Source organism: Curtobacterium sp. KBS0715 (genome assembly GCF_005938005.2).
In the GTDB taxonomy this organism is placed as follows: Bacteria; Actinomycetota; Actinomycetes; order Actinomycetales; family Microbacteriaceae; genus Curtobacterium; species Curtobacterium flaccumfaciens.
The window spans coordinates 105,385-117,732 of sequence record NZ_VCCA02000001.1 but is presented as its reverse complement, the minus strand read 5'-3'; the positions used below and the strand labels follow the sequence as shown (position 1 = coordinate 117,732).

The 12,348-nt window shown below is 71.3% G+C and carries 13 protein-coding genes; 7 read left to right on the top strand and 6 right to left on the bottom strand.

Annotation, left to right across the window (positions count from 1 at the left end; all coding sequences use genetic code 11):
• Positions 1 to 95: 95 nt before the first annotated feature.
• The gene (locus FFG40_RS00605) at positions 96 to 923 is read left to right on the top strand and encodes a hypothetical protein (protein WP_138801919.1); all 828 of its coding nucleotides are present in this window, start codon (positions 96 to 98) and stop codon (positions 921 to 923) included.
• 129 nt (positions 924 to 1,052) lie between these two features.
• Here FFG40_RS00605 and FFG40_RS00600 read toward each other — a convergent pair whose 3' ends face one another.
• Complete coding sequence (locus tag FFG40_RS00600) at positions 1,053 to 1,436, bottom strand: hypothetical protein (RefSeq protein ID WP_071405149.1); 384 nt, start codon at positions 1,434 to 1,436, stop codon at positions 1,053 to 1,055.
• Between the two features lie 107 nt (positions 1,437 to 1,543).
• On the opposite strand from FFG40_RS00600, the gene FFG40_RS00595 reads away from it, so the two are divergent.
• The gene (locus FFG40_RS00595; RefSeq protein ID WP_185974054.1) at positions 1,544 to 2,602 is read left to right on the top strand and encodes an amidase domain-containing protein; all 1,059 of its coding nucleotides are present in this window, start codon (positions 1,544 to 1,546) and stop codon (positions 2,600 to 2,602) included.
• A 16-nt stretch (positions 2,603 to 2,618) separates the two neighbouring features.
• Here FFG40_RS00595 and FFG40_RS00590 read toward each other — a convergent pair whose 3' ends face one another.
• The 4 genes from FFG40_RS00590 to FFG40_RS00575 all read right to left on the bottom strand — a co-directional run bounded on the left by FFG40_RS00590 (position 2,619) and on the right by FFG40_RS00575 (position 7,911).
• Positions 2,619 to 3,839 (bottom strand): hypothetical protein, encoded by a 1,221-nt coding sequence (locus FFG40_RS00590; protein ID WP_185974053.1) that lies wholly within the window; start codon positions 3,837 to 3,839, stop codon positions 2,619 to 2,621.
• Positions 3,840 to 3,989: 150 nt separating this feature from the next.
• Entirely contained in the window at positions 3,990 to 5,870 is a 1,881-nt protein-coding gene (locus FFG40_RS00585) for a glycoside hydrolase family 2 protein (RefSeq protein ID WP_138801918.1), read from the bottom strand.
• 89 nt (positions 5,871 to 5,959) lie between these two features.
• Positions 5,960 to 6,415: a MaoC/PaaZ C-terminal domain-containing protein gene (locus tag FFG40_RS00580; RefSeq protein WP_138801917.1), complete on the bottom strand. Its 456-nt coding sequence runs from the start codon at positions 6,413 to 6,415 to the stop codon at positions 5,960 to 5,962.
• 20 nt (positions 6,416 to 6,435) lie between these two features.
• The gene (locus FFG40_RS00575; protein WP_138801916.1) at positions 6,436 to 7,911 is read right to left on the bottom strand and encodes a CHAD domain-containing protein; all 1,476 of its coding nucleotides are present in this window, start codon (positions 7,909 to 7,911) and stop codon (positions 6,436 to 6,438) included.
• 128 nt (positions 7,912 to 8,039) lie between these two features.
• Between FFG40_RS00575 and FFG40_RS00570 the strand changes: the two genes are divergently transcribed.
• Entirely contained in the window at positions 8,040 to 9,353 is a 1,314-nt protein-coding gene (locus tag FFG40_RS00570; protein WP_185974052.1) for a phosphotransferase, read from the top strand.
• Positions 9,354 to 9,428: 75 nt separating this feature from the next.
• Here the strand turns inward: FFG40_RS00570 and FFG40_RS00565 are convergent, their stop codons facing one another.
• Complete coding sequence (locus FFG40_RS00565; RefSeq protein WP_027466553.1) at positions 9,429 to 9,779, bottom strand: DUF1844 domain-containing protein; 351 nt, start codon at positions 9,777 to 9,779, stop codon at positions 9,429 to 9,431.
• A gap of 283 nt (positions 9,780 to 10,062) precedes the next feature.
• Between FFG40_RS00565 and infC the strand changes: the two genes are divergently transcribed.
• The 4 genes from infC to FFG40_RS00545 all read left to right on the top strand — a co-directional run bounded on the left by infC (position 10,063) and on the right by FFG40_RS00545 (position 12,321).
• Positions 10,063 to 10,737, top strand: coding sequence for a translation initiation factor IF-3 (infC, locus tag FFG40_RS00560; RefSeq protein WP_081827403.1), 675 nt, complete (start codon positions 10,063 to 10,065; stop codon positions 10,735 to 10,737).
• Positions 10,738 to 10,797: 60 nt separating this feature from the next.
• Complete coding sequence (gene rpmI / locus FFG40_RS00555; protein ID WP_017887976.1) at positions 10,798 to 10,992, top strand: 50S ribosomal protein L35; 195 nt, start codon at positions 10,798 to 10,800, stop codon at positions 10,990 to 10,992.
• Between the two features lie 28 nt (positions 10,993 to 11,020).
• Entirely contained in the window at positions 11,021 to 11,404 is a 384-nt protein-coding gene (rplT, locus tag FFG40_RS00550; protein ID WP_017887975.1) for a 50S ribosomal protein L20, read from the top strand.
• A 65-nt stretch (positions 11,405 to 11,469) separates the two neighbouring features.
• A complete protein-coding gene (locus FFG40_RS00545; protein WP_138801915.1) occupies positions 11,470 to 12,321 on the top strand; it encodes an RNA methyltransferase in 852 nt (283 codons plus the stop codon).
• Positions 12,322 to 12,348 lie beyond the last annotated feature (27 nt).

The following is a 12,348-nucleotide window of genomic DNA, read 5'->3' as shown; positions in this document are numbered from 1 at the left end:
CGAACAGGGGTGGTGTGTTGTCCGACGCACCGCCCTAGACTCCCTGTGCGCCGGTGGGGCGCGGCTGGCCCGCAGGGCCCGACCAGGGGGAGAGCATGTTCCGTATCAGTCGTCTCGTCGCGACCATCGCGACCACGGTGGTCGTCGCCGCCGGCATCGCCGTCGCCGGCCCGTCCTCGGGTGCGTCCGCAGCGGTCACCCCGCTCGGGGTCGACATCTCCTGGCCGCAGTGCGACCGCCAGGTCCCGACCGACCAGGCGTTCGGCATCGTCGGCGTCAACGGTTCCCTCGGCAACACCACGAACCCGTGCCTCGCCGAACAGCTCGCCTGGTCGGCGAAGTCCGTCGGGGGATCGGCCCAGCCGAAGACGCAGCTGTACGTGCTGTTCGCCAACCCGGGCCTCAAGGCGTCGGTCTGGCCCACGTCGAACAGCTACCAGGGCACGGTGCCCACCAACCCGTTCGGCAAGTGCGTGACCAAGGGCGGCAAGAAGCAGGTCACCCTGGCGTGCTCGTTCATGTACGGCTACGCCCGCGGGTACGACGACGTCAAGAGCCGTGGCGTCGCGAACCCGTCCGCGTACCGCTGGTGGCTCGACGTCGAGACGGGGCTGTCGTACCAGCGGGACACCGCCCAGAACCGCGCCGCGATGCAGGGCATGATCGTCGGGCTCAAGGCCGGCGGTGTGCGGACGATCGGCATCTACTCGAACGGTTCGCAGTGGAAGACCATCGCGGGCACGGTGAAGTCGAGCAGCCCGCTGCGCGGCCGGTCGAACTGGATCGCGATCGGCAAGGGCACGATCACCAAGGCTCGGAAGACCTGTGCCGGGACACCGTTGTCCGGCGGCAAGATCGCGATGGTCCAGGTCGAGGTTCCCTACGGCTCCCGGACCATCGACCGCGACGTCTCCTGCACCTGATCGCGCTGACGTGGCGCTGCGACGTCGTGACGCCCTGACGCCCTGACGAACAGGAGGCCCGGTGCCAGCAGGCACCGAGCCTCCCGTCCGTCGGCGGGTCGCGCCTGACCCGTCCCCGTCGTCGACGCGTCAGCCTGCGATGCTCTCCGTCAGCACGCCGGACTGCGCGAAGGTGGTGTGGATGGCGTTCGCGGCCTGCTCGAAGGCACGGTTGCCGCGCGAGATGCCGAGTGCTCCGCCCTTGATCGCGGACTTGCCCGAGCCGCGCAGCAGCCGGGCGACGGTGCGGCCGTCCGGGGCGATCATGATCTGCACGTCCAGGCGGGTGTGGAACGTGCGGTCGTTCGCCATGCCGCCGATGAGCAGCGTCAGGCCGAGGCTGCCGCGGGTCGCACGGAGTGCACCCTGCTCGGCGTCGTCGACGGTGTAGCCCTCGCGGGACAGGGCCTCGCGCACCTGTGCACGGGCGGTCTCGGGGTCGGTCGCGACGAAGAAGTCGTGGCTCTCGGGCATGTGTGTGTTCCTTCCGAACGGGTCCGCTGGGGCACGGAGGACGCTCGCCCCCGAAGACGATCATGCCGTGTCGGAACGACGGAGGTGTCGCTTACGCTGGTCGTGTCATGACTGCCTCGATGAACCGCCGCGCACTCCTGTCCCTCGCCGGCGTCGCCGGGATCGGGCTCGCCGTCGCGGCGTGCTCCTCCGGCAGCGACAAGGGTGGCGACTCGGGCAACGGTTCGGGCGGCGGGCGCGGGAGCTCGGGCGGCGGAGACGCCTCGTCCGCACCGACCGCGAAGCCCGTCGCGAAGTCCCTCACTCCGGCGCAGGTCCCGCTCGCCGGTGGCGTCACGGTCACTGTGACGGGGACCGGACTCGCCGCCGTCAAGGGCGTCACCGTCGGCGGTGTCGCGGCGCGTGACGTGCAGGCCACCGCGTCGAAGGTGACCTTCACGGCCCCGCACCAGGCGATGTACACGGCCGGCGACGCCGACGTCGCACTCTTCACGTCCGCGATCGAGCCGACCCCGTCGGCGAACCAGTCATCCGACGGCAACGGCAGCGCCGCGAACGACGGGCAGAGCGGTGCCACCCAGGACACCGCGACCGCATCGCCGACGCCGACCGCCGCCGCGACGCCCGCTGCGGGCAGCGCGGTCGCCTCGACCACCCTCGCCTACGCCGCACTGACCGACGTCGACCGGCAGCTCGCCTACGCGATGCGGTACTGGAAGGACTACAACCTCACCGAGTACGGCACGATGAACCCCATCGGCGGCGACTGCGCGAACTACGTCAGCCAGACGCTCATCGCCCGTGGGTGGGAGCAGCGGTCCGACTGGTACAACCGGGCCGCCGGTGCCGAGCACAGCGCGACGTGGACCTACTGCCCGACGATGGACCCCTGGCTCGCGGACAACGCGGGCGAGTTCGGGCTCACCCGGCGTTCGTCGGACGAGCGCGACAAGGTCAAGGTCGGCGACATCGTGTTCTTCGACTGGAACGCCAACGGCTCACCGGACCACACCACCATCGTGTCCGAGGTCTTCACCGAGCCCGACGGCACCATCCGCATCAAGTCGGCGAGCCACAACCAGGACGGCCCCTACCGCGACCTCGACGAGATGATCACGGTGCAGCACCCCGGCGGATCGGCCTGGTTCCACACGTTCGACGCGTAGCGTCCTCCGGGCCGGCTCACGGGTACCCGAGGAACCACAGCAGCACGATCGCGACCGGCTGCAGGCACACCCCGACGACCAGCCACGTCACCGCCCGCCGCCGCGTCCCCACGAACACGTCCGACCCGAGCAACGGCGCCATCGGCATGAGCAACCGCGGCAACGACTGCTGCGGCAGGAACACCGCCACCAGGTACAGCCCGTAGGACGCCGTGAACGCGAGCACGTCGGTGCCCAGGGCCCGGGTGCTCCTGCGCGAGAAGAACCACACCGCGCCGGCGAGGACCACCACGACGAGTCCGATGCCGAGCGGCCCGAGCCACGTCGACGCCATCGTGAACCACGGCGTCAGCGGCGCGAAGTGCTGGCGACCGACGAACCCCACCCACCACGACAGCTCGGTGTCCAGGTACGCGTTCGGCCGCCCCGTCACGGCCGTCGCGATGACGGGCCACGCCAGTCCGGCAGCCGCGACGACCAGGCCGGTCACCACGATCGCGATCCGGTCGCGCCACGGGAACGCGTCCTGCTGCCGGCGCCAGGCCACCCACCGCAGGACCAGGTGCACGGCCAGTGCCAGCGCCAGCGCGAGGACCCCGGGCTTCGTGAACGCCGCCACGACACCGAGCGGGGCGATCAGCCAGTACCGTCGCCGGACCAGGGCGAGCAGGGCGCCGAACAGCAGCACGAGCAGCAGGCTCTCCGCGTAGGCGACCTGCAGCAGGAACCCCGTCGGCGCGAACGCGAACAGCGCGGTCGCCATGCGGGCCCGGTGCGAGCACCCGACGGCGAGCACCAGCCGGTACAGCAGCAGGCAGGCGCCCGCTCCGGCGATCGACGCCACCACGACCCCGGCGACCCAGAACGACGCTCCGGTCAGCGTCATCACGACCCGCACCACCGCGGGGAACACCGGCAGGAACGCCCACGCGTTCGGCAGGACGTGCCCGGAGCCATCGGTCGGCAGCGTCGCGGGGTACCAGTGCTCGGCGATGATCCGGTAGAACGAGGCGTCCCACGAGCCCGAGAACGTGAAGAACGAGGGATCCTGCCGGTACGAGGCGAACGGCCAGCCGTTCGCCATCGCCAGCAGGTACACGGTCGCCAGCAGCACGGTGCTGACCACCCGCGAGCCCGCCCAGATCAGCAGCGGTGCGGTCCAGGCGCTGCGCCGTCCGGTCAGCAGGCTGCGGAACCCCCGCCTGGAGGCCCGGCTCGCTTCCGCCACGTTCGTCACCCGCCCGATCCTCCCAGACCGCGGGCCGCGCCCCGCATCGCGGGCCGTCCCGCGTCCGCCGCGAGGCAACCTGTGTGCTTCGTGAGCAGTAATGGTCGGGTCCGTCTGCCGGACCCGACCATTACTGCTCACGAAGCGCGGGCCTCCCGGCTAGCGCCCCGTGACCGCGCGACGGATCTGCTCGATCGGCACCTTCGGCGACCGGTCGGCGTTGAGCAGGCCGTTCGTCTCCTGCATGGTGTCGGTGAGCTGCGTGTAGCAGGACCCGGCGAGGAACGAGCTCGCGCGGATCGCGTCGTACAGCGCGGTGATGCGGGCGATCCAGTCGTCGCCGTCACTGGCGGACGTGTAGCCCCAGCCGTCGTCGCGCTGGACGCCCGGCTGGTAGTTCACACCCCCGAACTCGGTGAGCATGACCGGCTGGCCGAGGTCCTCGGCGCCGCCGACCAGGATGCGGCGATCCGCCGGACCGATGCCACCCAGGAGTCGGGCCCGTGCGGTCTCGTCCGCGTAGGTGGCCGCGAGTCGGGGTCCGTCGCCCTCGTAGTCGTGGATCGTGACGATGTCGGAGTTCGTGTGCTCCCACCCGTCGTTCGAGATCACCGGACGCGTCCGGTCCAACGCCCGCGTGACGTCGGCGAGGGCCCGGGCGTAGGCCTGCTGGGCCGGGTCGGTGGCGATGTGCTGCACGCCCCAGCTCTCGTTGGCGGGCACCCACGTGACGATCGACGGGTGCGAGGCGTCACGCTCGACGGCGTCCATCCACTCGCGCATCAGACGCTGCACGGCGCGGGGGGAGAACGCGTAGGCGCCGGGAGCCTCACCCCACACCATGAGTCCGAGTCGGTCGGCCCAGTACAGGAACCGCGGGTCCTCGATCTTCTGGTGGTTGCGGGCCGCGTTGAAGCCGAGCTCCTTGATGAGTTCGACCTCGCGGCGGAGTGCCTGGCGGGACGGGGCGGCGATGTGCGACTCGGGCCAGTAGCCCTGGTTCAGGACGCTGCGGACGTCGTGGCGTCGGCCGTTGAGCAGGAACGCGCCGCCGTCGACCCCGACCGTCCGGATCCCGAAGTAGCTGGCGACGGCGTCCAGCGCGCCCGTCCCCGCAGTCGTGGCGTTGCCGGCGCTCGGCAGCAGCATGACCGTGGCGTCGATCAGCCGGGGCGTGCCCGGCGTCCAGTGCAGCTCGTCCTCGGCCTGCCCGTTCGTCTGCCGCGCGATCGGCACGACCACGTCGAACTCGTCGCCGGTCTCGCCGACGGTGGTCTCGATCGTGGCGAGGTGCTCGTCGCGGTCGTCCCAGCGGGCCTCGACGTGCAGGCGCTCCCCGCCGGTGCGGTGACCGTCGAGCCGGACCGTCAGGCGCATGGTCGCGTGGTCGACGTTCGTCCAGCGCAGGGACGCGATCGAGGCGGTCGGCACGGCCTCGAGCCAGACGGTCTGCCAGATCCCGGTGGTCCGGCGGTACCAGATCGCGTGCGGGTCCTCGTGCCAGTCCTGCTTGCCGCGCGGCTGGGTCAGGTCGTGCGGGTCGTCCTCGGCGCGGACCACCAGCGTGTGCACGGCGTCGGGGTCGGCGGCCAGTGCTTCGGTGACGTCGAAGGAGAACGGGGTGTGGCCGCCCTCGTGTCCGCCGATGAACTGCCCGTCGATCCAGACGCGGGCACGGTGGTCGACGGCGCCGAAGTGCAGGACGAGTCGAGGGGCGCCGTCGCCGAACCCGGCGGCGTCCAGCTCGGAGCGGGTGATCGCACGGGAGTACCAGACCACGGGGTGGAAGCCGGGCTCGTCGATGCCCGAGGCCGGGGACTCGGGCGGGAACGGGACGACGATGTCCCGTGCGTCGGTGAAGCCCGTGTGCCAGGCGGGATCGTCGCCGTCGTTCCGGAACGACCACGTGCCGTCGAGGTCGGCCCACGCGGTACGGAGCATCTGCGGCCGGGGGTACGTGCCGTCCTGCCGCGAAGCGAGGGGGAGGCCGGGGGCGGAAGCGGAGTCAGGTGCGGCCACGGTGCCGTCGAGCGTGCTCATGCGTCCATGCTCCCGTGCCGGTACATCGTTGTAAAGAGGGAGCCGGGATTGCGCGGAACAGGTTCGGCGGGCTCTCGTCGAGCGGTCGCTCAGTCGATCGCGGCGTCGCGGGTGAGCACCATGACGTCCATCCGACCCTGCTGGACGACCACGCCGTGCTGGTTCCGCAGTGCCACCGCCCGCTCGACGATCCCGGTCGTGCCCGAACTCGTCAGCCGGGTGCCCAGGACCTCGACGGTGCAGGTCACGGTGTCCCCGATGAACACGGGCTCGGTGAAGCGCCACTGGTCGATCCCGAGCAGTGCCACCGCGGACCCCTCGAACACGCCCGTGCGCGCGATGAGGCCGAGGCACAGCGAGGTACCGAGCAGCCCGTGCACGATCCGCTGCCGGTAGCGGGTCTTCCCCGCGAACTCGATGTCCGTGTGCACCTGGTTGTTGTCGTTCGTCCACGAGGCGAACGACACCACGTCCGCCTCGGTGATGGTGCGCCCCGGTGTGGTGAAGGTCTGTCCGGCAGCGAGGTCCTCGAAGTAGTGCGGCACGGCCCGATTCTCGCACCCGGTCAGAGTCGGGCGAGCAGCTTCCGCGATCGGTGCAGGCCCTGCGCACTGGCCGCCAGCTCGGTCGTCGCCAGGACGCCGTACCCGAACGTGTCCTCGCCGTGCTGCGTTGCCACAGCGGCCAGCCCTCGGTACGCATCGGCTGCGTGCGCGGCGTCGAGCGTCTCGCCCAGGGTCTCCTGCACCCGTCGCAGCCGTCCGAGCCGACGCTTGCCGACGTCGGGCAGGTCCCCGGCCGCCTGCAGTGCGTAGCGCAACCGGCGCGCAGCCTTCCGGACCTCGTGCAGGGTGTCGAGGTCGTCGCTGGGATCGCCCAGCAGTCGACCGACGCGTGCCCGCTCGTGCCGGATGCGCCTGGTGACGAACGCGGCTGCGTCGTCGTCCGCGTGCGGGCCGGCCGGTGCCCGCAGCAGCAGGTCGTCGAGGGCGTCGAGCGTCCGGAACCAGGCGTCGGAGCGCAGCGCTCGCCGGAGCTCAGCAGCGGCGACGCTGCGACGTTCCGCGGTCGCCGAAGCGATGCGGTCCAGGGTCTCGGCGTCCACGTACCCGTCGGGGGCTCGTGTCGCCGACCGGGACAAGCCGGCGTGCAGCACCTCGGCGTCGCGAGCGGTCCCGGCGACCCGACCGGTCTGGGCCAGGGCGGCACGGAGCTCCTCGGTCGCCCGGCGGTCGAGCGCGCCGCGGAACGCCGCGAGCACACTCCGCAGGCGGCGCAGCACCTTCCGCAGGTCGTGCACGGCCTCGGACTCGTCGGCCCGTACCCGGGGATCCACGGCGACGAGGTCGCGCCGCAGGGCATCGAGCACCCGCAGGACGAACCCGGCGGCGGTGCCCGGCCGGGGGCGCTTCGCTCGGCCGCGTCGCCGCTCCGGGGCGGGCTCGGGGCCGCGGGGGAGCGGAACCGACGCGACGTCCACCGGATCGGTCGCCGCGTCGTGCAGCGCTCGTTCGGCCGCTCGAGCCGTGGCGCCGTCGCGTCCGTCGTCCGTCAGGGCCCACCACCGCGACGACCGCAGCACGGTGGTGTCCGGGTCGCCGTCGTCCACGCGAACGTCGGCGACCTCGGCCCGCACCCGGCCGTCCCCGCCGCGCAGGGTCACGAGCGTCGTGGTGGTGTCACGGACCAGGACCATCCGCAGGGGACGACCACGCAGGAACACCTCGACGGTGTCCCGTGGGGGATCGTCGGACACGCCGCTGAGCGGTTCGGAGCCGGTCCCGTGCCCGCCCCGGTCGATCGTCCAGGCGCCGTCCGGCAGCCGTGTGAGCACGACACCCTCGGTGGCGAGCACCCGGTCGTCGGAGTCCCACACCGTCTCGCGCACCGTCACCGCTTCGTGACGGCGCACGTCGGCGGCGAACGGCTCGAGTGCGGGGAGCCTGCGGTCGTCGAGGATCCGCCAGGTCCGGCGGGGGTCGGGGAGCGCATGTGCAGCGTCAGCGGCGGCGGGGGCGGGGGCGGCAGCGGGTCGGGGCATGCCGCAAGTGTCGTCCGACGCACCCGTGTCAGACCGGGGGCAACGGGGTTCTGTGGACGGAGTCCTGACCTGCCCGTCCTGTGGAGGACTCGGCACCTCGCCAGGCCCCGGCGCGTAGGTTCCGCTGCATGAGCGACGGAGCACCCAGCGCCCCCGACACCCGCGCAGACCACAGCGCCCCCGACACCACGGCCCCCACCAGCACGCCGAGCGACCGCGACCTCGAGTCCTGGATCGCCGACCGCCGCTGGTACGCCTCGAAGGGGTCCGTGCCACGCCTCCGGACGATCTCCACCGACGACGGAACGCGGCTGGTGCTCGACGAGGCCCCCGCGGTCCCCGTCCTCTACCAGTCGCCGATCACCAGCGACGCCGACGGCGCGATCGTCGACGCCACGACCGACCTCGCGTGGGTCTCGGCGCTCGCCGCACGCATCGACGCGGCGCCGGACAGCCTCAGCCCGATCGGCCGGGTCACCGCCGCCCGCGTCCTGACGGGTGAGCAGTCCAACACCTCGGTCATCTGCGACACCGAGTCGGGCGACCGCGTCATCATCAAGGTCTTCCGCGTCTTGCACCACGGCGACAACCCCGATGTGACCACGCAGCTCGCCCTCACGGCGGCGGGCAGCACGCGCGTGCCGCGGGTCTACGGCGCACTCCGCGCCGACTGGCCCGACGTCGGACGCCCGGACGGCAGGGCGACGGGGCACCTCGCCTTCGCCCAGGAGTTCCTGCCCGGGCTCGACGACGCCTGGCGCGTCGCCCTGCAGGAGGCGCAGGCCGGTACTCCGTTCGGTGACCGCGCCGAGCAGCTCGGCGCCGCGCTCGCCGCTGTGCACCGCACCCTCGCAGGAGCGCTGCCGACGGAACCGGCCGACGCGCCCCGACGGGACGCCGCCGTCGCGACGATGCACGCCCGACTCGACACCGCCGCCCGCGAGGCCCCGGCCGTCGCCGACCACGCCGACGCCATCCGCGCGGTCTACGCCCGTGCCGCTGACGCGACGTGGCCGGATCTGCAGCGCATCCACGGTGACCTGCACCTCGGACAGGTCCTGTCGGCACCGGACCCCCGCGGGTGGGTGTTCCTGGACTTCGAGGGCGAGCCGCTCCGCCCCCTCGACGAACGCTCGCTGCCGGACGTCACCCTGCGCGACGTCGCGGGCATGCTGCGCTCCTTCGACTACGTCGCGGGCGCGCTGGCACACGATGCCGAACCGGTCGACGCGGCCTCGTGGGCAGCCGAGGCGCGAGCCCGCTTCCTCGAGGGCTACCAGCAGGGGGCCGGCGCGGACCTCGCCGTCCACAGCGCGTTGCTCGACGCCTTCGAGCTCGACAAGGCGGTCTACGAGGTCGTCTACGAGACACGCAACCGACCCGACTGGGTCGGGATCCCGCTCGCGGCCGTCGCGCGCCTGGTCGGCGACAGCGGGTCCTGAGCGCGACCCACGGACGGACGGGAGGCCCGTGGCGACACCGCCACGGGCCTCCCGTCCGTCACCGGGTGACGTCGTCTAGTTGACGGGACCCGTGTACTTCTCGCCCGGTCCGGCACCGATCGGGTCCGGGATCGCCGACGCCTCGCGGAAGGCGAGCTGCAGCGACCGCAGTCCGTCGCGGAGCGGACGGGCGTGGTGGTCGCCGATCTCGGTCGCGGCGGCGGTGACCAGGCCGGCCAGCGCGGTGATGAGCTTCCGCGCCTCGTCCAGGTCGGTCTGTTCCTGCGGGTCGTCGGCCAGGCCGACCTTCACGGCCGCGGCACTGAGCAGGTGCACCGCAACGGTGTTGATGAGTTCGACCGCCGGCACCTCCGCGATGTCCCTGGCGGCGTCGATGCCGGTGTCGTCGATCGGGGTGTCGCTCACGGTGCTCCTCTGCTAGGCTTGCTCGCGGCAGATGCTGTCCGTGTGCCGTCAGTTCCTCGACAACACCCGGACGGTGTCACGAAAGAGGAGTCTCTCCCACCCGCGGCCGCGTTCCACCAGGCTACCGGGTCACCACCGCTCCGCGAGTGCACGTGTTGTGCTCGTCGGTCGGATCCCACGGATCCGATGCAGGGCGGCTGCCGAACGGGTCGACATCCCGTGCGTCAGATCTCCTCTCTCGTGCTGTCGTCCAGGGCAAACGCCCCGGACGGCCACCACCTGATTGAAGGAGCTCCGCATCACCGATCCCCGTACCAACGACCGAATCCGCGTTCCCGAAGTCCGACTCGTCGGTCCGCAGGGTGAGCAGGTCGGCGTTGTCCCGATCGCCATGGCACTGCGTCTCGCGCAGGAAGCCGAACTGGATCTGGTCGAGGTCGCGCCGAACTCGAAGCCGCCCGTGGCCAAGATCATGGACTACGGCAAGTTCAAGTACGAAGCCGCTCAGAAGGCCAAGGAAGCTCGTCGCAACCAGGTGAACACGGACCTGAAAGAGGTCCGTTTCCGCCTGAAGATCGACGTGCACGACTACGAGACGAAGCGCAAGCGTGCCGAGGGGTTCCTCCTCGGTGGCGACAAGGTGAAGGCGATGATCCTCTTCCGTGGCCGCGAGCAGTCGCGTCCGGAGCAGGGTGTCCGTCTCCTCCAGAAGTTCGCGGAAGAGATCGCCGAGTTCGGTGTCGTCGAGTCGCGTCCGACCCAGGACGGCCGCAACATGACGATGATCATCGCTCCGCTCAAGAACAAGTCCGACGTCAAGGGCGAGCAGAACGCCAAGCGTGCTGCACAGAAGGCCGAGCGTCGTGCCACCGAGCACGCCGCGAAGGGCAAGGACGAGGCCGAGGCCGGTTCCACGTCCGAGGCAGCTGCGGAATCCACGGACGCCGCGGCCGAATAGGTCCCCGGACCGACCCCGCAACGACGCGGCCCCCCATCCATCCCACGGAAAGGCACCACCATGCCCAAGCAGAAGACCCACTCCGGGTCGAAGAAGCGCTTCAAGGTCACCGGTACCGGCAAGATCATGAAGCAGCAGGCCGGTATGCGTCACAACCTCGAGGTCAAGAGCTCCAAGCGCAAGGCCCGCCTGAACGAGGACCAGGTCCTCTCCAAGGGTGACGCGAAGAACGTCAAGAAGCTCCTCGGCCACTGAGCCCCGCAGATCGTAAAGGAATAGTGCAATGGCACGAGTAAAGAGAGCGGTCAACGCCGCCAAGAAGCGCCGCGTCATCCTCGAACGCGCCGAGGGCTACCGCGGCCAGCGTTCGCGCCTGTACCGCAAGGCCAAGGAGCAGGTCACCCACTCCCTCGTCTACGCGTACCGCGACCGTCACGCGAAGAAGGGCGAGTTCCGTCGCCTCTGGATCCAGCGCATCAACGCTGCGTCCCGTGCGAACGGCCTGACCTACAACCGCCTCATCCAGGGTCTCAACCTGGCCGGCGTCGAGGTCGACCGTCGCATCCTCGCCGACCTCGCGGTGAACAACCCCGAGACCTTCACCGCGCTCGTCGAGACCGCGAAGAAGGCCCTCCCGGCCGACACCTCGGCCCCGAAGGCTGCGTAGTCAGTTCTTCTGCTCGCGAAACCCCCGCCGCACGGCGGGGGTTTCGTCGTTCCTAGACTTGGGTCGTGAGCGATCTCCTCGAGAACCCCCGTGCCGGACGCGTGAAGGCCGTTGCGGCCCTGGCCAAGAAGGACGTCCGGGCCGAGACCGGCCTGTTCCTGCTGGAAGGGCCCCAAGCGGTCCGCGAAGCGCTGGAGTACGCACCGGAGCTCCTGCGCGAGCTCTACGTGACGCCGACCGCCGCTGCCCGCTACGGGCTCGACGACGCGCCGGTGGACACCTGGTTCGTGACGGAGCAGGTGCTCGACGCGATGGCCGACACGGTCACCCCGCAGGGCGTGGTCGCGGTGTGCCAGCAGTTCCCGACGTCGGTGAAGGACGTCTTCCCGGACCGCGCTGCGGCCGCTGCCGACCGGGAGGCCCGTGATGCGTCCGACGAGCAGGCCGCGTTGCCCGGACTGGTCGCCATCCTCGAAGAGGTGCGGGACCCGGGGAACGCCGGCACGATCATCCGGGCTGCCGATGCGGCCGGCGCCGACGCCGTGGTGCTGACCGGACGCTCGGTCGACCCGTACAACCCGAAGGTCGTCCGGTCGACGACCGGGTCCCTGTTCCACGTCCCGGTGTCCGTCGGCGTGACCCTGGCAGACACGATCGCGCGGGCGAAGGCCCTCGGCTACACGGTGCTCGCGGCGGACGTCTCCGGCGACGACCTGCCGGTGGTCCGCGCCGAGGGGATGCTCGACGGACCGACCGCGTGGGTCTTCGGCAACGAGGCCCGCGGACTCACCGCCGACGACCTGGCGCTCGTCGACCGGGCCGTCAAGGTGCCGATCTACGGACAGGCGGAGTCCATGAACCTCGCCACGGCCGCGTCGGTGTGCCTGTACGAGTCGGCCTTCGCGCTCCGGAGCTGACGCTCTTCCCTCCCCAAGCCGGTCGTC